The following is a 25,464-nucleotide window of genomic DNA, read 5'->3' on the forward strand; positions in this document are numbered from 1 at the left end:
TCTTGTCCAATAGCCATCGCTTTTAACCTTTACTCTATCCATACTGAGTTTATGACTAATTCTATGACTACCACAACCTCTTTTGTGCTAACCAGCTATAACATTCATAAAGGCATGTCGCCGATGAATCGCCAAGTTAAAATACAAGGTATCGCCCAAGCGCTTGATATCATTGGCTCCGATGTACTGTGTCTACAAGAAGTGCAAGGTCAGAATCTTAAGCGTAATATGCAGTACAACGAATACCCTGACCAATCACAACATGAATGGTTTGGTGAGTATTTACAGCTGCAAAATAGCTATGGTAAAAATTCAGAGTATGAGAACGGTCATCATGGCAATGCGGTATTGAGCCGTTTTCCATTGGATCCCAAGCATAACGTCAATATCACCGTTAATAAGCTTGAGCAGCGCGGCGTTTTGCACTGCGAAGTACAACCAGTAGGATGGGATGTACCAGTCGTCGTATTGTGTGCGCACCTAAATTTGTTTGAGCGTGATCGAATTAAGCAGTATGAAGCCATTGCTAGCTATGTCCGCAATGAGATTGCACATGATCAACCACTGATTTTGGCAGGAGATTTTAATGACTGGAAAAAGATGTCTTGTGACAAGCTTGCCACCAGCTTGGGTATGACCGAAGCTTTCAAGCACTGTCATGGCAAACTGCTGCCAACTTTCCCAGCCAAGCTTCCTGTGCTTAGCTTAGATCGTATCTACGTGCGTAATCTAAGGGTGAAGGATGCTTGGGTACATACTGGCAAACCATGGTCGACACTGTCTGATCATTTGCCACTTAGTGCGGAATTGGCACATTTATAAACGATTATTAAATAAGTTAAGCTATTCACTAAAAATAAAATTGCATGCAAAAACAAAGCAATAGATGCTTATAAGGATATATAACGATGTCTACTCTTTCTCAAAACCCGCTACCAACGACGCAACACGCCGTACTCATACGTGAGTTTGGCGAACCTGAAGTAATGAGCTATCAAGATGATGTGGCTATTCCTGTGTTAACAGACAATCAGGTATTGGTCAAAATCGCTTATGCTGGTATCAATCCTGTCGATTACAAAACGCGTCAAGGCAAGGGCTGGGGCGCTGAGGCCATTCAAAAAGACAAGTTTGATAAAAATGAGCCTGCAATTTTGGGCTTCGATATGGCAGGTACTGTGGTCGATAGTCGTAGTGAGCAATTTACTATCGGTACACAGGTCGCTGCCCTGACTTTTCATGGCGGCTGTTATGCAGAGTATGTAGCAGTCGATGCTGAAATGCTGGCAAAAGTACCGGAGTCTGTCACGTTACAGCAAGCAGGTGCGCTACCTTGTATCGGACAGACGGCGCTACAGTTTGTAGAGTTTGCAGATATTCAAGATGGTGAGCATGTGGTAGTAAATGCGCCAGCAGGCGGCGTGGGTCACTTATTAATTCAGCTACTCATGGATAAAGTGGCTAAAAATAATATCAAGGTGACCGTTATTTGCTCGCCAGAAAAATATGCCAAACTTGATGAAATAATAGATACCAATCAGCTTACAGGTTGGATTGATTATACCAAAGATGATAAATTTCCTGAGTTACAGGCAGATGTGCTACTGGATTTGGTCGGTAATGAAGCAGGGGTACGGGCGCTTAGCGTGCTCAAATCTGGTGGTCGCGTCAATGTATTACCAACGATTTGGGTGGATAAACTCAAAGAAGCGGGTAGCCAGAAGCAGTTAAAGGTAGCGGGTTATAAAGCGCAGCGTAGTGGTGAAGATATGGCGCGAGTTTTACAGCTCGTTGCAGATGGCAAGCTAATGCTACGTATTCAGCAAACATATCCCTTGTCTGAAGTGGTCGCTGCTCATCATGAGCTACAAAAAGGCGCTGCTTTTGGCAAGATTGTTTTAAAAGTGAGCTAGGGCATATACCCTCAATCTGAACAAAAGCAACTAAGTGGGCTAAAAATGGTTGAATCTTGCCAAACGACGTCAACTAACTGGTTAGTATCCTGATATTATCTGCGCTATTTTCCTTGTTTGGCTGCCATTTATATCATTTTTATCACCATTTTCAAAATGAAGACACGCCCTAGGATATTCATTTAATGCGATCGTATTTGTCGAAACGTGAGGCTGATGCGCCCTGATGTGACAGTTTTGGTTTTCGTAATGGTGTGCTTCCAAAAATCCTGCGTATCGCCATGCATAACGATAAGCTGACCAGACTCAAGATATAGCTCAACTTTGACGGGCTTGTTCTTTTGTCTAATAGTTTTATGCTTAAAGACAAATTTTCGCCTAGCACCGAGCGATAAAGAAGCAATAATCGGCTGTGCACCCAACTGTTTTTCATCGTCTGCATGATAACCCATGCCATCAGCACCAGAGGGATAGTAGTTAAGTAAGCAAGAATTAAAATCAACGTTGATGCCATTGCTTAATAACTGTTGTTCAATATGTCGTTTTACGTGCAATACCTGCTTTGACCATGGAATGGCTCGACGCGTCTGTCCAGAGTAATGATAACTGACCTCGCTGCCACCCATCCAGACGATTTGGCGAGTGGTAACATGAGTTTTGCCAAACAACGTCACGATGTCAGGCTGCCAAGGTAGCTCGGTTAGTAAATTATCATAAAGAGCGTTAGCATCATTGATCACTACCCCTAAGTCATTGACCTGACCATCATAAGGCAACAGGTTATCAGTCGGTGTAGGGGCAAAAAGGTCAGTCATGACTTAGATAGCTCAGCTTATTTATGACTATAATAATGCTCATTGATAACTTGAGCACATAATTCAGGTGCTTCCATCGGTAGTAGATGACCATAATCTAACAAAGATATGATGCTGTCGTCAGGGACAAATTTTTGCCATTGTTGTCGCACTTTTTGGTTGATAAACAATGTTGGCTTGCCAGTGATAAGTGTATAAGGACAGCTTAATTGCTTGAGGGCGGTATCGATGTGCGGCGCGCCAAAATAGTTGGCGAGCTCTTGTTCAGGCGCAAATATCAGCGTGTAACAGCCATTGGTATCTTTGGATAAACTTTGCTCCGCAAATACCCGCAAATGCGCATCACTCATTCGCCTATAAGCATGCTGAGCGCGCAAGTTCTCATAATAATCATCGATGCTTGCCCAATTAGATTGTTTGGTGAGGGTGCTTTTAAAAGGTTCGCGGCTAAGCAGAAGCTTACGTGGCAATAGGTTGTAGAGTCTGGCTTGTGGTTTGGTAAACGTCACAGGCTCTATCAAATATAGCTGTGAAAACAGATCTGGGCGTTGGGCTGCAGCGATGGCAGTGGCAGTGGCTCCTTGCGAATGACCAATGCCAACGATGGGTTTGTCTTGCGTTTTTTCTAAAAACTCAATAAGTATCTCGGCATCTTGCTCGCGCGTAAGACGACGGCGCTGCGGTTTGTCGTACCAATAGCCACGAAGCGCAAGCGAGCTGATCTTGAAGTCAGTGGCCAGTGCATTCAATAAGGGACTATAAGTACCAACGGTAAAACTATTGCCACCATAAAAGTGTGCTGGCACGCGAGAGGCAGTACTTGACTGTATCGATGGCGTAAGCTGACTAAGATTATAGTAGCGCGCTTGTTTTCCACTAATATTAATATTTTTTGCAAATGCTTTCATAATGTACACACCTCCTTGTGTCTGATTTTCAATGAAAATTAATGATTGTACTTAGCTGTCTTCGCCTAAAAATCCGCCACTTTGACGGTGCCACAAGCGAGCATAAACACCGTGTAGATTTAATAACTCATCATGGCTGCCTTGTTCGATAATTTGACCTTTATCCATGACCACCAATCGATCAAGTGCGGCAATGGTAGAGAGACGATGGGCAATTGCAATGACCGTTTTACCTGTCATAATGTCATTGAGGCTTTCGGTAATGGCAAATTCAATCTCAGAGTCAAGGGCGCTGGTCGCTTCGTCCAATAGTAAGATGGGCGCATTTTTTAGCATAACACGTGAGATGGCGATACGTTGACGTTGACCGCCCGAGAGTTTGACGCCACGTTCACCGACTTGGGTGTCAAGTCCCGTATTGCCCTTATCATCATATAAATCTTTGATAAAGTCCCATGCTTGCGCTTGTTTGGCAGCGGTAATAATTTCTTCATCGGTTGCGTCAGGACGCCCGTAAGCGATATTTTCACGTACTGTCCGATGCAGCAAAGACGTATCTTGCGTCACCATACCTATCTGCTGGCGCAAAGACTCTTGAGTGACTTCATCAATTGCTTGTCCATCGATAAGGATTTTACCGCTATCGACATCAAAGAAGCGTAACAATAAATTAACCAAGGTTGATTTACCGGCACCTGAGCGTCCAACCAAGCCAATCTTTTCGCCGGGTTTAATGTCTAAATAGAAGTTATCAAGCAGTTTAGTAGTATTAGTAGGCGTTGCTGGTGTTTTTACTGTGTCTAAGGTATCGCCTTCGATATCGTCGCTATCATTCTCATAACTAAAATCAACATGATCGAAAACGATACGACCTTCGGTGACTTTTAAAGCGGGTGCATTGGGCTTATCAACGATTTTTTGCGGTGCTGATAAGGTACGCATGCCATCTTGTACGGTTCCGATACTTTCAAACAGACTAGCAGTCTGCCACATGATCCAACGAGTCAAACCGTTCAAACGTAGTGCCATGGCTGTAGCGGCAGCAATCGCACCGACACCGACCGCACCTTGTTGCCATAAATACAAACCAATAGCCGCAGTGCCACTAACCAAAATCACACTGATTAGATGGGTTGATACTTCTAAATAACTGACCCAGCGCATCTGTGCATGGACAGTACCTAAAAATTGCCCCATGGCATTTTTGGCATAACTCAGCTCACGGCGTGAATGGCTAAACAGCTTGACCGTCATGATATTGGCATAAGCATCTGTAATACGGCCTGTCATCAAAGCACGGGCATCGGCTTGCACAATGGCAGTTTGTTTGAGCTTAGGGATAAAGTACCAAATGGTCAGCGCAACCAAGACTAGCCAAACGATAAACGGGATTAATAATAGACTGTCCAGATTAAATAAAATGACACCTGATGTAATAAAATAAACGGTGACATACATAAACATGTCGGTGACGGTCATGACCGTATCGCGTACAGCCAGTGCAGTTTGCATAACTTTGGCTGAGACACGTCCAGAAAACTCGTCTTGATAAAACTGCATCGATTGCCCAAGCATCCGCTGGTGAAAGCGCCAGCGCATTTGCATGGGAAAGACGCCTTGCAAAGTCTGAAAATGGATAAACGATGACAATGCAATCCATAGCGGACTCACGATCATGACGGCTAGCATGAGCAGTAGCATGTCGCCTTTTTCTAACCACAGGTTCTGCGGCGTATACACGCCTAGCCAGTCAACGATATTCCCAATCCAAGCAAATAACATCGCTTCATAGATGCCAATACCCGCAGACAAAATCATAAATACCAATAGCCAGCCACGTAAACCGTTGGTACACGCCCACAAGAACTTTAGCATGCCATCACGGGGTGAAGGTAGCGGCATGGGGGTTTCAGGGAAGGCAGGCAGGCGAGTTTCAAAAAATCGAAATAGAGCATTCATAGGCAGTTATAAAACATCAATAGCAGTACGCCAAAATCAACGACATTACTCGTTATTTTGAATCTTTACTTTTGTTATTAGGGGTGTGCACTATTTTAGCAAAATTCCCAATCAGACCTGCATGCTAATTGTAAATTGAACGGTAAAGAGCTACTTGTCAGCAGTCGAATAAAAGCCAATAAATAGATTGCTGATTAAGAAATATTTTGTTACATTCTATGGCTTTATCCTCATTGGTAGTTCACACTTTATCTGCAGTATATGAATGATGAACGAATAATACCCACGTAAAAATGGCAGTTTAACAAGGTAATAGCTCATGATATATTTGACGATAGCGGTGCTTTGTAGTGTCGCCGTTTCAGTATTGCTAAAAGTGTTACGACAGAAAAATATAGACATACGCCAGACCATCGTCGCAGGCTATCCGGTGGCTTTTCTGCTGACGTGGTTTTTACTCAAGCCAGATGTAAGTGGCATGAATGCACTTGGCGGTGCTTGGGGTATTATCATCGCGCTTGGTATCCTGCTTCCCGCCGTGTTTATCATCCTTGGACGCGCAATAGAAGCAGTTGGCATGGTGGCAACTGATGCGGCTCAGCGTTTGTCATTAATCATCCCTATCATCGCGGCTTTTTTATTGTTTGGTGAAGTACTGACTGGCACTCGTATATTCGGGCTGGCGTTAGGATTTTTGGCACTTGGTGCACTGATTTATCGTCCACAGCACGCTGAGATTGGTAAGCAAGCCACACATACGCCGCTTTGGTTGTTTGGCGTATGGGCAGGTTATGGCTTGATTGATATCTTATTCAAGCAGGTCGCCAAGCAAGGTACTGCTTTTCCTCTTACGTTATTTGTCAGCTTTGGCTTAGCAGGATTATTGCTGTTCATTTATTTGCTGATTACGCGGGTGCGCTGGCAGGGGAATGCACTAATCGCAGGATTATTATTAGGTGCACTCAATATGGGCAATATTTATGCTTATGTACGTGCGCATCAAGTATTGTCCGAGTCACCCAGTGTCGTCTTTACGGGTATGAACGTCGGCGTCATTGCAGTGGCAACCTTGATAGGGGTTGGTGTGTTTAAAGAGTCGCTTAACCGTATTAATGTCTTGGGTTTATTATTAGCGATTTGCTGTGTGGCAGTGCTGTTTTTAGCATAAACGTTTAGCCTAGTGAGTTCGCTCATAGGACAAATAATAATCATTTTACCAACGCGTTAACTTATCAGATATAGGCACAAAGAGAGTCCTATGATAAGGTTGTCTACAAATAGCAAGGCTGATATAAGCTAACAAAAAGTGATTTACTTTGTGACACTTGACCTCAACAAATAACAATAGGACGCACTCTCAATGGAATATCAAAACCAATATAACAAACAGCTACAACGTATCAAAAATGGTTCAGGGTTCATTGCGGCACTTGATCAAAGTGGCGGCAGCACGCCAAAAGCGTTAGAGAATTATGGTGTCATGGGCGATGATTATGACAACGATGAAGCGATGTTTGATCTGGTGCATGAAATGCGCGCCCGTATCATGACTTGTGAAGCCTTTGATAATAAGCGTGTACTTGGGGCGATTTTGTTCGAAGATACTATGGAACGTGAAGTCAATGGTAAACCAACGGCCAATTATCTATGGGAAGATAAAAATATTGTGCCGTTTTTAAAAGTGGATAAGGGTTTGGCTGAGCAAATGAATGGTGTCCAAGTGATGCGTCCAATGCCAAATTTAGACTTGCTACTCGATAAAGCCAAAAACTATCCAGTATTTGGCACCAAAATGCGCTCAGTGATTTATGAGCCGAATGTCGATGGCATTGAGTTGGTCGTGCAACAGCAATTCGATGTGGCAAAACAGATACTCTCAAAAGGTCTGATGCCAATCGTAGAGCCTGAAGTAGATATCAACAGTAGCAAAAAGCATGAATGTGAAGTCATACTCAAGACCATCATTTTGCACAATCTGGATCGTTTGACTGATGATCAGCAAGTAATGCTTAAGCTTACATTGCCTGAAGAAGCGGGTTTTTACCAAGAGCTGATTGATCATCCAAAAGTATTAAAAGTCGTGGCGTTATCGGGCGGCTACAGCCGTGGCGATGCTTGTGCTAAGCTCAAGCAAAATCCAGGTATGATTGCTAGCTTTTCACGGGCCTTTACTGAAGGGCTAAGTAAGCAGCAAAGTGATGATGAGTTTGCTAATACTATCAACACGTCTATCGAAGAGATTTATGAGGCGTCGAAGGTTTAAAGCCTTAAACCTTTATAGTTGATTTTGAATCCCAGCTGACTTTAGGTTTGCTGGGATTTTTTTAATGGCATTCACAGTAGATATTTATTAAACTTGTGTTTGTTTTTATCGTTTCTGGAGAGGTTGTGTTTCGCTTTATTACTTTAGGGTTGTTTTTACTGAGTGCCAGCATTTTTAGCTATGCCAATATGGCATCACCTACTATCGACGGTACCACTGTCAGTACGGCATATTCAAGCAAAGATATTGATATACTATCTGAAACCATAGACATCAATATTGATAAAGATTTTAATCAAGCTAACTATGATGTCACTTACGAAATTTATAGCGCTGAAGAGGGCTATCGAATACCTTTGGTTTTTGAAGTATTTGATCGTGTAGGTGATGAGACCGACAAAAGCTTTATAGTTGAAGTGGATGGGCAAACGGTACCAGTACTTATAAATTATGACTATGAAAGTCAGTCAAAATCATTGCCCGCTTATTATGATCCGGAAACGGATACCGCTGTACAGTTCAATAATAGCGCTAAATATTTTGAAATAAACTTAGGCGAAGGCAGTCATGTCATTAACGTTCAATATTCTGCCTATCCGACCATAGATCGCAGTTATTGGACCAACTACTATATTTATCAATATTCATTAAAGCCTGCCAAAACTTGGAAAAGTTTCGGTAACCTAACTGTTAATTTAAAGATTGCCGATGAACCACAATATTTAAAGACAAATCTTGGTGAGCCTTTAAGTGGAGCGATACAAGCTGATTCGAAGTGGGTCTTTGATCATATTCCTAAAGATGTTATGGAAATATCATACCAACAGCCACCAAGTTCTTTGGCGCAATGGTTAATTGATTTAAATGGTAGGGTAGTATTCATAGCATCAATAATGTTACTGGGTTTTATTCATTACCGTTTGATGCGTGTGAGTCATAAAAGGCGTTCTAAAAAAGCAAAAATAATCCTTTGGTTGGGAGTGTTAATTGTACCTTTCATAGCACTGATGATAGTTTTCTATAAAATTTACCTTATAGACTGGTTACTAGGCGAGCATGCTAGCAGGTATCATGGTTATACATTTTTGATTGTTGTCTTCGGCTATCCGCTGACTTTGCCTTTTTATCTACTCATTATGAAGTTATGCGATTCTTATTTGAAATGGGTTTTTTTACAACCCTCACAAGTAGGTACAAAAAAAGCTTGAACCCAGTGGATGGATTCAAGCTTTTTAAGTTAGCCAGTTTTCAGTAAGTAAAGCGCTAAAACTCTTTAATAACATGACCTACATTGGTTGTATCACCCGATTTCGGGGTTACCTTTTTATCAGCGGCATCTTTATCTAGTCCTGCCGCATAATCTCGCACGTTTTGAGTGATCTTCATTGAGCAGAATTTCGGTCCACACATAGAGCAAAAGTGCGCCGTCTTATGCGCGTCTTTTGGTAAGGTTTCATCATGAAATTCACGGGCGGTATCTGGGTCAAGCGCCAGATTAAATTGATCGTCCCAGCGGAATTCAAAACGGGCTTTGGATAACGCATTATCACGAGATTGTGCCCCTGGATGACCTTTAGCCAAATCAGCCGCGTGGGCTGCGATTTTATAAGTGATGATACCGTCTTTAACATCTTTTTTATTAGGTAGACCTAAATGCTCTTTTGGGGTCACATAGCAGAGCATAGCAGTACCAAACCAGCCAATCATCGCCGCACCAATCGCACTGGTGATGTGATCGTAACCAGGTGCGATGTCGGTTGTTAGTGGTCCTAACGTATAAAATGGCGCGTCGGCACACAGTTCAAGTTGTAAATCCATATTTTCTTTAATTCGGTTCATCGCCACGTGTCCCGGACCTTCAATCATGACCTGCACGTCATGCTTCCATGCGATTTTAGTCAACTCGCCAAGGGTACGCAATTCACCAAATTGTGCCTCATCATTAGCATCTTGCAAGCAGCCTGGACGTAAGCCATCACCCAAGCTAAACGCCACATCGTACTGCTTCATAATCTCGCAAATGTCTTCAAAATGGGTATATAAAAAGCTCTCTTTATTATGAAACATGCACCACTGCGCCATAATGGAGCCACCACGCGAGACGATACCGGTTAAGCGTCCGGCAGTCAGCGGCACATAGCGTAGTAGTACGCCAGCATGAATAGTGAAGTAATCAACACCTTGTTCGGCTTGCTCAATCAAGGTATCACGAAAGATTTCCCACGTTAAATCTTCTGCCACGCCATCGATTTTTTCGAGTGCCTGATAAATAGGGACGGTACCAATTGGTACTGGCGAGTTACGAATCAGCCATTCGCGGGTTTCGTGAATATGATTGCCAGTCGACAAATCCATGATGTTATCCGCACCCCAACGCGTGGCCCACGTCATTTTAGACACTTCTTCATCAATAGAAGAGCCGAGCGCTGAGTTACCAATATTTGCGTTGATTTTCACCAAGAAATTGCGCCCAATAATCATTGGCTCAGATTCTGGATGGTTAATGTTATTGGGAATAATCGCTCGCCCAGCAGCTACTTCATCACGGACAAACTCAGGAGTGATAACCGTCGGCGTATTAGCACCAAAGTTTTCACCATCGTGTTGACGCATATCGGTCAGCTCATGCTGCTTTTGCGTTTCGCGAATGGCGATGTATTCCATTTCTGGGGTGATAATACCTTGTCGGGCATAGTGCAATTGGGTGACGTTACCTACCTTCCCATCAACAGTTTTAGCACGGCGAGGTTTGTCGATATGGGCAAAGCGCAGATTAGCGGTACTGATATCACGGGCACGTGCTAGCCCATAATCGCTTGATAATCCTGCTAACTGTTCCGTATCGCCACGCTCATTTATCCAACCTTCACGCAGCTTTGGTAAGCCTTTTGTCAAATCAATCTCGACGTTGGGGTCTGTATAAACGCCAGAGGTGTCATAAACATAAAACGGCGGATTTTGCTCCCATTCGCTCTCAGGAACGCCTTGTATAGGAGTAGGGTCAAGAGTGATTTCACGCATGGGTACTTGAATATCAGGACGTGAGCCTTCGATATAGACTTTACGGGAGGCGGGGAGAATGCGGTGTAAGTCGCGAGCGTCTTCTTCAAAGCGCGCATCACTGGCACTGCGGTGAGCAGGGGTTTTTAACGCATCTGTCTTAGAAGGTTTTTGAGAAGGAGAAGTGGCTAATAAAGTTGTCATATGCTGTCCTAGCGTGTTGGTTTTTGAATAAAAGCAACACCGCCAGTAGCTGCGGGGGTAGCATCTGTGATCCAGACAAATTCAGCTCATGAGCATCAGCCTACGACCAAAAAATATAGTCGCGGATGATGCTCATCAAACGTTGGACGCAGCTTTATATCAGTCTTCACTACTTAATAGTACATCACGCATATTAAGATAGTAATGAGGATAAAAAAGGCATTTCTGCACGTCCTTTGCCATAAATAACAAAGTGCTTAAGACTTCCCTGCGTCGGTACTAACCGCATCAGGTTCGGCGGGTGATCTCTCAGCGAATGTATAAAGGCGACTACTTTAATAAAGCAAGTTTAGTAAAGCGAGCCAATAATACACCGCACCCCGAGTCTGTCAGTGTTGTAAATCAACTCAATACTAACAAAGTTCTGCAATGAGGGCTAATGATATTTAGATGAAAATATCAGGCGTTGAGTTTGATGTTCGATATATTTATGTGAACGACTTTGGAGTACCAGTGATTGAAATCACTTGATATTACTGGGTTTTAGAATACTTATCTAAATATTATGTAAAGCGAATGAAAGATTCCAGAGGTTGTCATTAAACTGTCATAAAGATTTGGCAAGATAGCACGCATATCACAAACAAATACTTTTTGTATCGTTGTTAAACTTTAGGAGTCCTACATGCGTTATTCGTTATTAGCAGTGGCCGTTAGTTGTACATTAATGCTTACGGCATGTAATAAATCGACTGAAACGACAGAGCCAGCTGCTGATACTAGCAGTAGTGCCGCTACCACGGCTGAAACAACCACTCAGAATCAGGCAACGCCTTCTGCTGACACCGGTTTCAAATCTGCTGAAAATATCGCAATGAATATCACGGGTGCAGGTGCATCGTTCCCGCAGCCTATCTATGCCAAATGGTCTTACGACTATAACGCTGCTACCGGTGGCCAAGTCAATTACCAGTCGATTGGTTCTTCTGGTGGTATCAAACAGATTCAATCAAAGACAGTCGACTTTGGTGCTTCTGATGCACCGATGACGCCTGAAGAGCTAGACGAAGCGGGCTTGATTCAGTTTCCGACGGTCATCGGCGGCGTTGTTCCAATCGTCAACATTGACGGTGTCGAGCCGGGCGCGTTGAAATTAGACGGTGCAATGTTAGCAGACATCTATCTGGGTAAAATCAGTAACTGGAATGATCCTGCGATCAAAGCCATGAACCCAGACTTAACCTTACCTGATGCTGCTATTACTACCGTATTCCGCTCAGATGGTTCAGGTACGACGTTTAACTTCACGGATTATCTTGCCAAGGTTTCACCAGATTGGAAAGACACTGTTGGCGTTGATAAAACCGTTAAGTGGCCAACGTCTGCGACTGGTGCAGGTGGTAAAGGTAACGAAGGCGTTTCAAGCTACGTCAACCGTATGAAAAACTCTATCGGCTATGTTGAGTATGCGTACGCTAAGCAAAACAATATGTCACATACGGCATTGAAAAACGCAGCGGGCAACGTTGTTCAGCCATCTGCTGAGACATTTGCAGCAGCTGGTGATATCGACTGGTCACAACAAGAAGGCTTTTATAAAGTCATCACTAACTCTGAGACGGATCAAGCATGGCCTATCGCTGCTGCTACTTTCATCTTAGTCCATAAACAACCAGAGAATCCTCAGCAAGTCGCTGGTGTATTGAACTTCTTTGATTGGGCTTATACCCAAGGTGATGATGATGCCATGGCGCTAGACTATGTCCCATTCTCTGATACGGCAGTAGCCTTATTTAAAGCAAAATGGAACGACGTAAAAGGTAGTGATGGACAGCCAGTTTATAAGCCTGCTCAGTAATCTATCTATGCTAGCTGTTGTTTCTCAATCTTTTTAATTTCCTCTTAAGCCACTATTCTCCGGTAGTGGTTTGAGAGGTTTTATCACAGCAAATTTGACCAAAAAACTAATTGCTCTATTTCACGATAACCATTAGTAATGATACAAGTTGCGTTTGCTGTCATAAAACGAAATAAACATTCTGGTTTTTTGAATTCACCCATTCAATGCTGAGACACTTATGACAGACTTAAGGTCCCAACTGGCTAAACAAAAACGTTACGACGCTTTATTTGTCAACTCTACCAAAGCGTTTGCCATACTCGTCCTCCTATCTTTAGGGGGCATTTTGGTGTCTCTTATTGTTGGGGCATGGCCGAGCATTCAAACGTTTGGTCTGGGGTTTTATACCAGTAATAATTGGGATACGGTCGCCAATGAGTATGGTGCATTAGCACCTATTTATGGCACCTTAGTGACGTCATTTATCGCCATTGCTATCGCAGTGCCAGTTAGTTTTGGTATCGCGATATTTTTGACTGAAATGTGCCCTAAGTTCCTTAAAAAACCGCTTGGCATTGCCATTGAACTATTGGCGGGTATTCCTTCTATCATTTATGGTATGTGGGGTTTGTTCGTATTTGCGCCTTTCTTTGGTGAGCACATTCAGCCATGGTTTATTGAGAATATTGGCCCTTTACCTATCATCGGTAAGCTTTTTACAGGCGCGCCCATGGGGCTAGGGATGTTCACAGCGTCTTTGGTACTTGCCATCATGATTATTCCTTTTATCGCGGCCACCATGCGTGATGTCTTTGCGGTTGTGCCAGATCTGCTTAAAGAATCCGCCTATGGTATGGGTGCGACGACGTGGGAAGTTATGTTCAAGATCATCCTGCCTTATACCAAAGCTGGTGTCGTTGGCGGTGTGATCTTAGGTCTTGGTCGTGCGCTGGGTGAGACCATGGCAGTGACCTTCTTAATCGGTAATGCGTTCAATATCAGTCCAAGCCTATTTACTTCGGGTGTGACCATTACCTCGGCATTGGCCAATGAGTTTGCCGAAGCATCGAGCGAGCTGCATTTGGCATCTTTACTACATCTAGGCTTAATCTTGTTTGTCATCACCTTCATCGTGCTGTCTTTGGCCAAACTAATGCTCATGCGCATGGATCACAAAGCAGGTAACCGATAAGTCTGAGAAGGACTTATTAGACCTTGATAGATATTGATAAAAGATACGGGAAATAAATAGTATGCCTGCGAACAATGTGATGAATGCGCCAATGTCTACGAAGCCAAGCAGTGCTGGGCGTTATAACAAAAGCCTATACAACAAGCGTCGCTGGACCAACAAGCTGGGTTTGGGCTTTGCCCTGTCAGCGATGGTTTTTGGCTTGTTTTGGTTGTCATGGATTTTGGTGACTTTGTTTGTTGAAGGCTTTCAAGGGATGGTGGAGTTGCCAATCTTTACCGCTGATACACCGCCGCCTATGAGCCCAGGTGGTTTACGCAATGCGATCGTTGGTTCGGTGATGTTGGCATTTTCAGGATTGTTTATTGGGGCGCCTATTGGCCTTATGACCGGTATTTATTTATCTGAATTTTCTAAAGGCAGTATGCTTGGCAAAGTGACCCGTTTTTTGAACGATATCTTGTTATCAGCACCATCAATTGTCATTGGTCTGTTTATATATGCTTTAATGGTAAAAGGCGAAAGTTTCTCTGGTTGGGCAGGCGCATTGGCATTGGCATTGATTGTCATCCCAGTCGTCGTGCGTACGACTGAAAACATGCTGAATCTGGTGCCTAATAGCTTGCGTGAAGCTGCTTATGCACTTGGTACACCTAAGTGGAAAATGGTCACGCAAGTGACGGTCAAAGCCGCCAAAGCGGGATTGACGACAGGGGTGTTATTGGCATTTGCTCGAATTACTGGTGAAACAGCACCGTTGCTGTTTACGGCGCTCAACAACCAGTACTTCAGTACCGATATGGGTCAGCCGATTGCCAACTTACCCAATACTATTTATCAGTTTGCGATGAGTCCTTATGATAACTGGCATACGTTAGCGTGGGCAGCGGCGCTGCTGATTACAGCATCTGTCTTGGTATTGAATATTCTGGCAAGATTTATTGGCAATCGAGGTCAGGTCAAATAAAGACCGATATCGCTGCACAGATACCAAGCATTTACTTATACTTATATGAAATACACTAAGCTAGGTTGGATAATATTATGAATGATGTCGCAAGCAAGGTCCGCACAGAAACGACTGCTGATCGCTTTAATACCGCAACAGACAGCCTATTAAATAGAACCATGTCTAATAATGGTGCGCAATCACAGCAACCAAATACTGCTGACTTCAATAAACAAACCCTTCATGATATTCCCCAAAACATGCCTAAAGCAAAAATGGAAGTCCGCGACCTAAACTTTTATTACGATGATTTTCAAGCATTGAAAAATATCAATATTGATATCGCAGAAAAGAAAGTGACCGCCTTTATTGGTCCTTCAGGTTGTGGTAAGTCGACACTGCTACGTACATTTAACCGTATGTATGATCTATATCCAGGTATGCGTGCAGAAGGCATCATCAACCTTGATGGCAACAATATCTTGGGCAAAGACGTCGATGTCAACTTGCTACGCGCGCAAGTCGGAATGGTTTTTCAGAAACCAACACCGTTTCCAATGTCTATTTATGACAATGTCGCCTTTGGCGTCAAACTCTATGAGAAGCTCAGCAAAAGCGAAGTGGATGAGCGTGTGGAGTGGGCACTAAAAAAATCAGCATTGTGGCCAGAAGTGAAAGACAAACTAAAAGCATCAGGCCTGTCATTATCAGGTGGTCAGCAGCAGCGTCTGTGTATCGCCCGTAGTGTCGCGACCAAGCCTGAAGTATTGTTACTCGATGAGCCAACCTCTGCACTTGACCCTATCTCGACGGGCGCTATCGAAGATCTGATAGAAGATCTCAAAAATGACTATACCATCGCCATCGTTACCCACAACATGCAACAAGCGGCGCGGGTATCAGACTATACCGTCTATATGTATCTGGGCGATATGATCGAGATGGGCGAGACCGATCAGATATTTACTAAGCCTGCCCAAACAGCGACGGAAGATTACATTACTGGTCGCTACGGTTAATATTGATGGGTTAATGCCGAAGGGTAGATATTGAAGAGTTGATACTGAAGTTGGGTCTAACACAGAGTGCTCCATAACATGCTATGAGCTGGGTTGTTTCACTTAACCAGTATACCGCGCTACTAAAATATGGATTTCAAGGAATACCTCTTATGCAAAGTGATAAGCATATCTCCAAAAGTTTTGACCAAGATCTTGATGAGGCCATCCGTTTATTTTTATACATGGGTGATAGTGCTGCCAACCAAGTGGCCAAAGCCATCCATGCACTCATTGACAAAGATGAGACACTGGCGCAAGAGGTCATCGAGATGGACTTCGATATCAATCGAATGGAAGTTGAGCTCGATGAGCATATCTTGTTATTGGTTGCCAAGCGTCAGCCAGCGGCCAGTGATTTGCGTTTGGTGATGTCGATTAGTAAAGGTGTGGTGGATTTAGAACGTATCGGCGATGAAGCGGTAAAAATCGCGAAAATGGCAAGCAAGCTCGCGGCACAAGGCAAATCGGCATACGGCTATGCTGAAGTGCAACACTTGAGTAATCAGGTAAGGTTGATGCTCAACAACGCATTAGAAGCCTTTAGCCAATCGAATGCTGAGCAAGCATTTGAAGTCATGCGCAATGACAGTGTGGTCAATAACGAATACCAATCTGCTATTCGTGCTTTAATGACATATATCATGGAAGACTCAAGACAAGTCTCAAAGGTAATCAATATCATGTGGATTTTGCGCTCGCTTGAACGTATCGGCGATCATGCGCAAAACGTAGCAGAGCTAGTGATTAACTATATTAGCGGTCAAGACGTACGTCATTCAGACTACGCCATGGTCGAAAAAGCGGTACAAGAAGCCAATGATCGCTTAGCTGCCCGCCAGGTTAGTGCTATGTCGGTTACTGATTTATTAGATAGTGATGACGACTGATAATAAATACTAATTGCTTATAAACAGCAAAAAACGCGCTATATTGAGCGCGTTTTTTTACGGCTATCACAAAGCAAGGCGAAATTAGCTTTCTGGTGTCCAGCCTTGAGCCCGCTCATAATCTTCATTGTCCAAAAATTTATCGCGCTGCTCCGTTAAGAACTTCTTGGCGGCAGGATCCATCATGCTCAAATGGTTTTCGTTAATAAGCATCGTTTGATGCTCAAGCCATTCTTTCCATGCTTTTTCAGATACGGTCTCTTGGAGCTCTTGACCTTTTTTATTAGGAAAAGGTGGATGCGGCATTTTTGGCAATTCTTGCTTATATTTGCGGCAAAATACGGTATTGGCTTGAGGATTAAAAGTCTCAGTCATAAGGCGTTCCTTATTTATTATATTAAGTGGTCAAATCAAATAGTCATATGAGACTATGATAACGGTCTGGGTCAATTTAGCAAAGGGTATCTAGTATATATCGTCAAACCTCTATCAATTCGCTATAGTCAATCCTATATCAACCAGCTACGGTGTCAGGGCTGTTCAATCTATGATGTGTCGTGCTTCCAATCATATTCTTTGTTTCGATATTTCTAGATGTAACGATAGTTTAGAAGCGATAAGTGGTAAATGATAAGAGAGGATAAGACAAATAAAAAACACCCGCATCAATAGCGGGTATTAGATATATCGCGGTACGTTAGCTTTTACTTAAAATGGTCTGATTAGGCAAAGGCTTTTAAGCGAGCGCGACCATTGACCACAGCTTTCTTAACTTGGTTTGGCGCAGTGCCACCCAAATGGTCACGAGCTGCCAATGAACCTTCTAAAGTTAGATACTCAAAGACATCATCACCAATCGCATCGCTAAATTGCTGTAATTGCGCCAGTGATAAATCACTCAAATCAACGCCTTCTTTAATACCTAAGGCGACAGCGTTACCGACCACTTCATGGGCATCACGGAAAGCAACGCCTTGGCGTACCAAATAATCTGCTAAGTCTGTTGCAGTGGCATAGCCTTTCATGGTGGCAGCACGCATGTTTTCTTTATTTGGGGTGATATTAGGTAGCATATCAGCAAACGCCAATAGCGAACCTGTCAAAGTATCAACGCAATCAAAGAGCGGCTCTTTGTCTTCTTGGTTGTCTTTGTTATAAGCCAGTGGTTGACTCTTCATTAGGCTTAATAGCGTCATTAACTGACCAAAGACACGTGCTGCTTTACCGCGAACCAACTCTGGTACATCAGGATTTTTCTTTTGCGGCATGATAGATGAGCCGGTACAAAAGCGATCTGGAATCTGCACAAAGTTAAACTGCGCTGACATCCAAAGAATAATCTCTTCACTCATGCGTGACATATGCATCATCAAGATAGAAGCAGCTGAGGTGAATTCAATCGCAAAGTCACGATCTGAGACGGCATCGAGCGAGTTTTGGCAAATACCTTCAAAACCCAGCAACTCGGCAGTAATCGTACGATCGATTGGGAACGTTGTTCCAGCCAGAGCAGCACTACCAAGTGGCATCTGATTGATACGGCGACGGGCATCCACTAAACGCTCGGTATCGCGATATAACATCTCAAACCACGCCATCACATGATGACCAAAGCTCACGGGCTGGGCTGTTTGTAAGTGTGTAAAACCGGGCATAATAGTGTCAGTATGTTGCTCAGCCAAATCAAGCAATCCGCTTTGTAAGCGTACTAATAAGGCGATGATATTATCGACTTCTTCACGCAGCCATAAACGAATATCGGTGGCAACTTGATCATTACGGCTACGACCTGTATGCAGTTTTTTGCCAACCGCACCGACGATATCAGTCAGGCGTGATTCGACGTTCATGTGCACGTCTTCGAGAGCGATTGACCAGTTAAACTCGCCTGCTTCAATCTCGCGCAGTACCTGCTGAAGACCATCGACAATGGTCGCAACTTCATCAGCAGTTAAAATGTCACATTCTTTAAGCATAGTCGCGTGGGCGATTGAGCCTTGAATATCGTGACGCGCAAAGCGTTGGTCGAAGCCGACAGAGGCGGTGAAGGCGGCGACAAAACTGTCCGTCGCTTCACTGAAGCGTCCGCCCCACATCTGCTGACCCTGACTGCTTGCAGGGCTGTTTTGTGTCGTGTTATTTGTTATAGAAGCATCTGTGCTAGAATCAGAGACAGATGAATTTACACTTGATTCGGGATTACTAGGGTTTGAAGAATTGGCGTTCATATCGGTACAAGACAAGTCAAGAGAATAAGAACTCAAGTATAGCAAAGGATGAGGTTGCCTTACTAGCGGAGCGCTTAGAGTTTTTTATTCCCAAGCTCATGGAGGTCATGAAGCCTTGGCAGTGGTTCATTTATCTCTTTTTTTGGTCGCTATTCGTCACGGTGACGAATCGCTATGACATTGCCACGTGGTCAGACTTTTTGATTCAGCTGTTTAGCAGAGTCCTGCAAAACACCTTGAGCATTATTCCTTCTTTATATCTCATTGATTATTTGCGGCCTATTTTTAAAGGCATGAGCATACCTAGAGTCAGCATGTATGTGCTTGCCTTAATCATGGTGGCATCTACAATATCTATGGTTCTAGTCATGCTGGTGATGATTAATATTGGTTGGTTTGAATATGATCGTCAGACTTTTATTTTAAATATATTGTTTGATGCGGTGATTAGTGGTGGCTTTTCCTTGGTGTTCTTGCTGTATTTTTTACGCCGTTATCGTGAGACGAATGCGCTCAAACAATCGTTTGAGCATAAATTGAGTGCACAAAACGATGTGATCAAAGCAAGAATTGCTCCGCATTTTTTCTTTAATACCGTTAACACCCTAGTGTCATTGATAGAATCCAATCCAGCAAGAGCTTCCGCTTTATTACAGCACGTTTCTGCATTATTCCGTGCCAGTTTTAATGGGGCGCGAGAGATTAGCTTTGAAGAAGAGATCGCTCTTTGTGAGCATTATCTAGCGATTGAGTCTAGCCGTTTAGCGGATAAGCTCGAAGTGAGTTGGCAATTACCTGACGAAGATGTCATGTATGACATGGTCATCACCGCCTTGACCTTACAGAGCGTGCTAGAAAAAATGCTGCTGAATGTGGTGGAAATGACCACTGAAACCATTTATATCAATATTAAAGTCACTTGGCAGCAGCATCGGGTTGCAATTATGATTAGTGTCGAGCTTCCTAAAAAAACGTTCATTATTGATCATGATTTACGTCAACACATGAATTTTTATATTCAAGCAGACCGTTTACGGGCTTATTTTGGTCAAAGTGCAGATATTAAAAATACCGTTACCAGTAGCCAGATTATTACTGTCATCGACTATCCTCTTCAAGATGTTAGTTTATGACCGCTTTTTTTGAGGCATAATCTTTTATTTTATTGTTAAATCAATAGGTTTGGCATAGTTATTGCACCATTTTCTATAGCTAACAAGTTGTTTTACTTTGTACTTAGCCATGATTCACCATGAAAAGTATTATCGATAAATGAGCCGCAATAAAATTCAATTCAGAATAGTGGCTCACATGAAATCTGTTAATAGTTGGGCAATATTGGCGGCTATCAGCATTAATATAGTCAGCTATTGTTCTATGAAATAATTAAATGTTTTTATGCTAAGTGATTGGTAATGAGTGCTAATATGTTTGTAAGGCCATTGAAAAAAAACTAAGTTTATCCTGGGATGGGAGTTTGCATGCGTATCGTAGTTTGTGATGATGAGCCACTAGCACGTGAGCGTTTGGTTAGAATTGTACAGGAGTCAGGTCATCAGGTAGTTGCCCAAGCAACCACGGGTGCAGCAGCTATTATCGCGGTCAAAACTCAGCAGCCAGATATCATATTATTAGATATTCGTATGCCTGAGATGGATGGGGTGCACTGCGCTCAAGAGCTTGCTAAGCTTGAGCATCCGCCCGCTATTATATTTGTCACCGCTTACGACCATTATGCCATTGCCGCGCTAAAAGCCAATGCGATTGGTTATTTATTAAAGCCGGCTAATAAAGACGAGTTGCTAGAGTCACTAGATAAAGCGAAAAATTTAAACGCGGCGCAGTTAAATGAGATTCGTAAACTTGAAGACCCAACAGCGCGGCCAGTACGTGAGCATATCGCTGCTCGTACCCACCGAGGTGTTGAGCTAATCAAGCTCAAAGATATCTACTATTTTACAGCCGATCAAAAGTACGTCAAAGTCCGTCATAAAGATGGCATTGTACTGATTGATGAAACGTTAAAAGAGCTTGAGCAAGAGTTTGACGATCGGCTCTTTCGGGTGCACCGCAATGCCATCATCAATCTTAGCTTTTTGGACTTTTTAGAAACGTTGGATGCAGGACAATATCAGATACGCTTTAAAGGCATTGATGAGACGCTAGCAGTTAGCCGTCGTCACTTACCAGCGTTGCGTGACAAGATTCAAAGCATGTAACTTACTGTTTTAATAGTGAAATAATCATCCCATATCATCAAACCCTTATTTATGCTTAAATAGGGGTATTTTTTTGCGTCAGCATTGACTATATATGGTTTATATTGCCCATTTTTTGTGGAAAATTTGCAGTATTGCTTAATACTGACATGCATAGTACTGACGTGAACAGTATCGAATTTATTGAGGCCCTTTATGAGCAATCCGCAGCAACCTGCTTTGACTACCTTGAACATAGCCACGCGTCAGAGCCCTTTGGCACTATGGCAAGCTGAGCATATCCGTGCTCGTCTGCTAGAGCTGTATCCTGAGATGACGATTAACTTGCTAAAAATTGTCACTAAGGGTGACAAGATTTTGGACACCCCTTTGGCTAAAATTGGCGGTAAAGGTTTGTTTGTCAAAGAGCTTGAGCAAGCGCTATATGACAAACAAGCGGACATCGCGGTGCATTCATTAAAGGACGTGCCGATGCAGCTTCCAGAAGGCTTGATGCTGGGTGTCTATTGCAAACGCGCCTCACCGACCGATGCTTTCGTTTCTAATACCTATAATAGTATTGATGAATTGCCACAAGGGGCAGTCGTTGGCACGTCAAGTTTGCGTCGTCAGTGTCAGCTTAAAGCCTATCGCCCAGACCTACAAATCAAAACCTTACGCGGTAACGTCGGTACACGTCTGGGCAAGCTAGATGCTGGCGAGTATGATGCAATTATTTTAGCGACCAGTGGCTTGCAGCGTATCGAGCTGGATGAGCGTATACGCGGCGAGCTTGATATCAATGCTTGCTTGCCTGCGGTTGGTCAAGGCGCCTTGGCGATCGAATGCCGTGAAGGTGATGATGAGGTGTTAAAATTATTGGCACCACTGAATGACGATAAAGCGCGTATTCGCCTTATTGCTGAGCGCGCGCTAAACCGTCACTTAGATGGTGGCTGCCAAGTACCTATTGCTGCTTATGCCGTGCTACAAATGGCGGATGAAACAAGCAGCAATAATGATGATAACGGCGACAATGGCAATAACGACAACGGCAATGTGTTGTGGCTACGTGGTCGAGTGGGCCAAGCTGATGGCAGCGCGCTGCTAAAAGCAGAAAAACGCGTCACGTTGATCGGCACACAAGCCGAGCAAGAAGTACAGGCCAATCAGCTTGGTATTGATGTTGCCAATATACTGCTTGCCGATGGCGCGGGTGATATCTTATCCGCGATTTATCATCCTGAATAACACGTCAGTATTTTGATTATCTTAGTCATAGCCCCAGTATTGTTGATGCTAGGGCTATGGTTAAGCCAATTCTACTAGCCTTTTGTCATGGTACGTCTATGTCATCAATATTAAATCACGCCCAGCGTATTGCTAACAGTCAATCAAATAATGAGTCATCACTAGCGCAAGTAGTCATCAATACTCGCCCAGTAGAGCGTGCCGCTGCATTGACCGATCATCTGCAAGCAGCAGGGCTGACGGTGGTAGAGATACCGATGTTGACGTTACAATCGCGCCCAACGACTGAGCAAGACATGACGCTGATGCGCCAGTGGCTAGCAGGTGATTATAAGGCGCTTGTTATCGTTAGCCCAACGGCCGCCGCTTCAGGATTGGCCGTTTGGCAAGCGCTTGAACGTGAGCGTCAAGCTCAAAATAATGACAATGATGATGAGCGAAAAGATATAGAAATTAAAGCTCTGCAAGCTCCGAGCTACTTGATTGCCGTCGGTGAAGCGACCGCGTCGGTACTAAATAATGCCAGAATCGAGGCGTCGGATTACCAAGTTCTGCAGCCTCACATTGCTAATAACGAAGGTATGCTAGCGATGCCTGAGATTGAGCGTTTGCAAGCAGGCGACAAGTTGCTCGTGTGGCGTGGATTGGGTGGCAGGCGACTATTGGTCGATACGTTGCTGGCACGCGGTGTGCATATCGATAGTATTGCTTGGTATGAGCGTATAATGCCAGTCGATGCGATGGCTCAATATGAGCAGTGGCTACAAGGATTTTTAGCTCGTAATGGCAAGAAAGATACATCAGCTAGTCAGCCAAAGCCAATCGTGGTCGTCAGTAGCGGTACAGCCTTTGAGCATTGGGAAAGCATTGTTCGGGCTGTAGCAGAAAAGGCATTAGAGCAAGAAACAGTCAGAGAAATCCCCGCTATTTTGCCCTATGAATTGTCAGACTTTGCTTATGTGGTGCTGGGTGAGCGTTTAGCCAACATGGTCGCTGAGCAGCAGTTAAGCTATTGGCGTGTGGAAGATTTGGCACCAGCAACCATTCTCGCTGCTATTCATGCTAAAGCCTGTTGAATGTATCACTATGTCAACCGATGACCTGTCCTTACCTTATTATGTTTCACTTTTTATTTATTCGCTTTAAACCTGTTTTAACCAAAATAACGGTGCTGCCTTATGTCAATCAATTCTGAATCGTTATCTCAGGAACCTTCTGCTACTCAGCAGCGCCGACAAGCAAATATGTTTTTGTTGCGCCTGCAGTGGCTGGTTATCTTGTTGCTTATCGCCGCTTTATTATGGCTCTATATCAGCCAGCAGCGCTTCCAGCATAGCGTTAATGAGCGTTTGCAAAGCAACGAGCAAGTCGTCAGCCGTCTGAATGAGATGGATGACCGTCTATTTGCGATGAGTCAACAGACGTTGCCAGAGCCTCGATCTGCCGCCAGTAGCCAAGCGCAAAACCAGTTAGATTTATTGCGTATTCAAATACAAGCCGCTGATAGATTATTAGCAGACAATAACGACAGTGCGGCGATTGATTTGTTGCGTGGTCTACATTGGCAGCTTTCGCAAAGCAGCAATGAGATTGCTCCAGCGCTAACGGTTGTGATCAAACAAAGCTTGATGAAAGATATTGAACGTTTGCAGGCAAGCAGCGCGCAGCCCAGTCCTTGGCAGCTACAAAACCTCGCCATTCAAAATATTCAAGAGTTTTTGCACCGCTATGAGCGTGTGAGTAGCGAGGCCACGCAGAACAATAGCACCGATAATAATATGAACCTTACGCGCAAACAATTGACCATTCACGAAGTAATTATGACCTTGAATTTGGCCAGTCAAGCCAGCAATATGCGCGAACAAGAGCAGCTGGTTGGTTATCTGCGTCAAGCACGAAATCAACTAAAAACCTTGGTGCCGAAGTCTGCCATACCTGAAGAGTCAGCGCCAAAGGCAGCCATGACTAATACTGAAAACACCTCTGATGCAGCATCCGCAGGCAAAAAACAAACCTCTACCGCCAAGAACCTACAAACCAGATCATCTCCTACAAATATTGTAGAAGTCATAGATTGGTTAGATAAATTGATTGCCAATGCACCAAAACCAACGCCATTGTTAACCACTCAGATTTTGGATAAATCTCAGCGTTAGTGGTTCAATGGATGTTGATCGATAGCCTTATAAATACAAAAATAAGAGAGCGACGTTATGGACAGTTTTAACCAAACCTCAAATTTAATACCTGACACTTCAGTTAATCCTCATCCTGAGGCGTTGGCACATTATCCTGTTATTCATCACCAACCCATTCACTGGGGCGAAATGGATGCGTTTAACCATTTAAATAACGTGGTTTATTATCGTTACGCTGAGTCAGCGCGAATTGGCTATTTGCAGGCGCTAGGCATGTTTGATGGCAGTATGGTGACGGTATTGGCACAATCGAGCTGCCAGTATTTACGCCCAGTGACTTATCCTGATACTTTACTACTAGGAGTACGCTGTCAGCGCTTGGGTAATACGAGTATCGTGATGGAATATAGCTACTATAGCACCGCGCAAGAGGCCATCGTTGCGACGGCTGAGGCAGTCGTGGTACGTCTCGATAGCGATGGAAAGCGTAAGTTACCTTGGACAGAGGAAGAGCGCGCTCGGCTATTAGCATTAGAAGCAAAAGTTGATCATACTCCGAAGCTTTAACACTGATTGTTGAGTAAGTGAAAAAAGGGCACGCTAACATGACATTAGCGTGCCCTTTTAATCTTTTAGTAGGTGACTGATATCGAATCAG

22 protein-coding genes and 1 riboswitch are annotated in these 25,464 nt (G+C 43.7%); of the genes, 16 read left to right on the forward strand and 6 right to left on the reverse strand.

Features of this window, described 5'->3' with window-relative positions:
* The first annotated feature begins 63 nt into the window (after window positions 1-63).
* Window positions 64-822, forward strand: a complete 759-nt coding sequence (locus tag JMX93_RS10380) for an endonuclease/exonuclease/phosphatase family protein (protein WP_193012620.1) — start codon at window positions 64-66, stop codon at window positions 820-822.
* Window positions 823-908: 86 nt separating this feature from the next.
* Window positions 909-1,913: an NADP-dependent oxidoreductase gene (locus JMX93_RS10385; RefSeq protein WP_499204651.1), complete on the forward strand. Its 1,005-nt coding sequence runs from the start codon at window positions 909-911 to the stop codon at window positions 1,911-1,913.
* Between the two features lie 182 nt (window positions 1,914-2,095).
* Here the strand turns inward: JMX93_RS10385 and JMX93_RS10390 are convergent, their stop codons facing one another.
* From JMX93_RS10390 to JMX93_RS10400, 3 genes are read right to left on the reverse strand one after another with little or no spacing between them, the layout of a single operon-like run.
* Window positions 2,096-2,728: an alpha-ketoglutarate-dependent dioxygenase AlkB family protein gene (locus JMX93_RS10390; RefSeq protein ID WP_499204652.1), complete on the reverse strand. Its 633-nt coding sequence runs from the start codon at window positions 2,726-2,728 to the stop codon at window positions 2,096-2,098.
* A 17-nt stretch (window positions 2,729-2,745) separates the two neighbouring features.
* A complete protein-coding gene (locus tag JMX93_RS10395) occupies window positions 2,746-3,636 on the reverse strand; it encodes an alpha/beta fold hydrolase (protein ID WP_499204653.1) in 891 nt (296 codons plus the stop codon).
* Window positions 3,637-3,687: 51 nt separating this feature from the next.
* Window positions 3,688-5,595, reverse strand: coding sequence for an ABC transporter ATP-binding protein (locus JMX93_RS10400; protein WP_443214705.1), 1,908 nt, complete (start codon window positions 5,593-5,595; stop codon window positions 3,688-3,690).
* A gap of 319 nt (window positions 5,596-5,914) precedes the next feature.
* On the opposite strand from JMX93_RS10400, the gene JMX93_RS10405 reads away from it, so the two are divergent.
* The 3 genes from JMX93_RS10405 (at window position 5,915) to JMX93_RS10415 (ending at window position 9,066) form a co-directional block, all read left to right on the forward strand.
* Complete coding sequence (locus tag JMX93_RS10405; protein WP_499204654.1) at window positions 5,915-6,763, forward strand: EamA/RhaT family transporter; 849 nt, start codon at window positions 5,915-5,917, stop codon at window positions 6,761-6,763.
* A 192-nt stretch (window positions 6,764-6,955) separates the two neighbouring features.
* Entirely contained in the window at window positions 6,956-7,858 is a 903-nt protein-coding gene (locus JMX93_RS10410) for a fructose bisphosphate aldolase (protein ID WP_443557734.1), read from the forward strand.
* A gap of 125 nt (window positions 7,859-7,983) precedes the next feature.
* Window positions 7,984-9,066 (forward strand): hypothetical protein, encoded by a 1,083-nt coding sequence (locus JMX93_RS10415; RefSeq protein WP_443517886.1) that lies wholly within the window; start codon window positions 7,984-7,986, stop codon window positions 9,064-9,066.
* A gap of 55 nt (window positions 9,067-9,121) precedes the next feature.
* On the opposite strand, the gene thiC is transcribed toward JMX93_RS10415, so the two are convergent.
* The gene (gene thiC / locus JMX93_RS10420) at window positions 9,122-11,062 is read right to left on the reverse strand and encodes a phosphomethylpyrimidine synthase ThiC (protein ID WP_499204655.1); all 1,941 of its coding nucleotides are present in this window, start codon (window positions 11,060-11,062) and stop codon (window positions 9,122-9,124) included.
* 248 nt (window positions 11,063-11,310) lie between these two features.
* A riboswitch (TPP riboswitch) is annotated at window positions 11,311-11,455 on the reverse strand.
* Window positions 11,456-11,747: 292 nt separating this feature from the next.
* Here thiC and pstS point away from each other — a divergent pair.
* The 5 genes from pstS (at window position 11,748) to phoU (ending at window position 16,991) form a co-directional block, all read left to right on the forward strand.
* Window positions 11,748-12,920 (forward strand): phosphate ABC transporter substrate-binding protein PstS, encoded by a 1,173-nt coding sequence (pstS, locus tag JMX93_RS10425; RefSeq protein ID WP_499204656.1) that lies wholly within the window; start codon window positions 11,748-11,750, stop codon window positions 12,918-12,920.
* Window positions 12,921-13,140: 220 nt separating this feature from the next.
* On the forward strand, window positions 13,141-14,094 hold the full coding sequence (gene pstC / locus JMX93_RS10430) for a phosphate ABC transporter permease subunit PstC (RefSeq protein WP_499204657.1): 954 nt from the start codon (window positions 13,141-13,143) through the stop codon (window positions 14,092-14,094).
* 61 nt (window positions 14,095-14,155) lie between these two features.
* Window positions 14,156-15,061 (forward strand): phosphate ABC transporter permease PstA, encoded by a 906-nt coding sequence (pstA, locus tag JMX93_RS10435; RefSeq protein ID WP_499204658.1) that lies wholly within the window; start codon window positions 14,156-14,158, stop codon window positions 15,059-15,061.
* Between the two features lie 161 nt (window positions 15,062-15,222).
* Complete coding sequence (gene pstB / locus JMX93_RS10440; protein WP_499204673.1) at window positions 15,223-16,062, forward strand: phosphate ABC transporter ATP-binding protein PstB; 840 nt, start codon at window positions 15,223-15,225, stop codon at window positions 16,060-16,062.
* 152 nt (window positions 16,063-16,214) lie between these two features.
* The gene (gene phoU, locus JMX93_RS10445; RefSeq protein WP_193012632.1) at window positions 16,215-16,991 is read left to right on the forward strand and encodes a phosphate signaling complex protein PhoU; all 777 of its coding nucleotides are present in this window, start codon (window positions 16,215-16,217) and stop codon (window positions 16,989-16,991) included.
* A gap of 84 nt (window positions 16,992-17,075) precedes the next feature.
* Here the strand turns inward: phoU and JMX93_RS10450 are convergent, their stop codons facing one another.
* Window positions 17,076-17,366: an oxidative damage protection protein gene (locus JMX93_RS10450; protein ID WP_193012633.1), complete on the reverse strand. Its 291-nt coding sequence runs from the start codon at window positions 17,364-17,366 to the stop codon at window positions 17,076-17,078.
* Window positions 17,367-17,713: 347 nt separating this feature from the next.
* Window positions 17,714-19,087 carry an argininosuccinate lyase gene (gene argH, locus JMX93_RS10455; RefSeq protein ID WP_193012657.1) on the reverse strand — a complete coding sequence of 458 codons (1,374 nt, stop codon included), beginning with the start codon at window positions 19,085-19,087 and terminating at the stop codon, window positions 17,714-17,716.
* A gap of 113 nt (window positions 19,088-19,200) precedes the next feature.
* Between argH and JMX93_RS10460 the strand changes: the two genes are divergently transcribed.
* The 6 genes from JMX93_RS10460 to JMX93_RS10485 all read left to right on the forward strand — a co-directional run bounded on the left by JMX93_RS10460 (window position 19,201) and on the right by JMX93_RS10485 (window position 25,373).
* Entirely contained in the window at window positions 19,201-20,352 is a 1,152-nt protein-coding gene (locus JMX93_RS10460) for a histidine kinase (protein WP_499204659.1), read from the forward strand.
* A 348-nt stretch (window positions 20,353-20,700) separates the two neighbouring features.
* Window positions 20,701-21,438 carry a LytR/AlgR family response regulator transcription factor gene (locus JMX93_RS10465; RefSeq protein ID WP_198332754.1) on the forward strand — a complete coding sequence of 246 codons (738 nt, stop codon included), beginning with the start codon at window positions 20,701-20,703 and terminating at the stop codon, window positions 21,436-21,438.
* 195 nt (window positions 21,439-21,633) lie between these two features.
* The gene (gene hemC, locus JMX93_RS10470) at window positions 21,634-22,668 is read left to right on the forward strand and encodes a hydroxymethylbilane synthase (protein ID WP_499204660.1); all 1,035 of its coding nucleotides are present in this window, start codon (window positions 21,634-21,636) and stop codon (window positions 22,666-22,668) included.
* 98 nt (window positions 22,669-22,766) lie between these two features.
* Window positions 22,767-23,744, forward strand: coding sequence for a uroporphyrinogen-III synthase (locus tag JMX93_RS10475; RefSeq protein ID WP_499204661.1), 978 nt, complete (start codon window positions 22,767-22,769; stop codon window positions 23,742-23,744).
* A gap of 102 nt (window positions 23,745-23,846) precedes the next feature.
* Window positions 23,847-24,824 carry a hypothetical protein gene (locus tag JMX93_RS10480; protein ID WP_499204662.1) on the forward strand — a complete coding sequence of 326 codons (978 nt, stop codon included), beginning with the start codon at window positions 23,847-23,849 and terminating at the stop codon, window positions 24,822-24,824.
* Window positions 24,825-24,881: 57 nt separating this feature from the next.
* The gene (locus JMX93_RS10485) at window positions 24,882-25,373 is read left to right on the forward strand and encodes an acyl-CoA thioesterase (RefSeq protein ID WP_499204663.1); all 492 of its coding nucleotides are present in this window, start codon (window positions 24,882-24,884) and stop codon (window positions 25,371-25,373) included.
* Window positions 25,374-25,464 lie beyond the last annotated feature (91 nt).

Origin of the sequence: Psychrobacter muriicola 2pS, assembly GCF_904846535.1 — a bacterium.
In the GTDB taxonomy this organism is placed as follows: Bacteria; Pseudomonadota; Gammaproteobacteria; order Pseudomonadales; family Moraxellaceae; genus Psychrobacter; species Psychrobacter aquimaris.